Origin of the sequence: Shewanella sp. Isolate7, from assembly GCF_022398425.1 — a bacterium.
Taxonomy (GTDB): domain Bacteria; phylum Pseudomonadota; class Gammaproteobacteria; order Enterobacterales; family Shewanellaceae; genus Shewanella.
This window is the reverse complement of sequence record NZ_JAKEVJ010000201.1, coordinates 1-593: the sequence shown is the minus strand read 5'-3', so window position 1 is coordinate 593 and position 593 is coordinate 1. Positions and strand designations below refer to the sequence as shown.

The window sequence follows — 593 nt, the reverse complement described above, 5'->3', positions numbered from 1 at the left end:
CCTTTTGACCCTCAATACCAAGAATATTTGGTGAAGAGAAAATCTAAAAGGCTAGCTCGTAACTCTTGGAAAGAGCCTGTCCCGACTGCGTTATAAGTTGCTGGGTATCAATGATGCCTTAGTGGAGGCTTGAGCCGTATGCAGTGAAAGTTGCACGTACGGTTCTTAGAGGGGCGGCACTTGGTAACAAGTGTCGTCTACTCGACAACAATGGGGCAGATTGACATCGGACATCTGGCACGAAACTGCCCCAAAGTGAGTTAGCACCTGCTTTGCGGAGTAGTTACAAGCAGACTTTCTCGCCTAGGGAAACTGCGAACAAGTCCTGCAATTTAGGTATCGAGCGAGGTTTTGAGCGGCCCGCCTGATTTTTGAACGCTAAGTGTTCAATTTTGGCCAACATACTGCCGTTTTACGCCGAATTTCGACCTAATTCCAGGCTGTTCCCGGATTTCAGACAGATCTTGGCTGTCGTCGTAACATCTGGTCTACTTTAAACAGGTTCGCCAAAGTGAATAGCATGGCTAACTGTGAGTCATTTTTCGTCAGCCCTGAATAGCATGGCTAACTGTGAGTCATTTTTCGTCAGCCCT

At 47.4% G+C, this 593-nt stretch carries 1 pseudogene; it reads right to left on the bottom strand.

The annotated features are described in order from the left end of the window. Window positions 1-453: 453 nt before the first annotated feature. Window positions 454-558, bottom strand: a pseudogene (locus L1D47_RS21005) (IS5/IS1182 family transposase); the annotation flags it as partial. Between the last annotated feature and the right edge of the window lie 35 nt (window positions 559-593).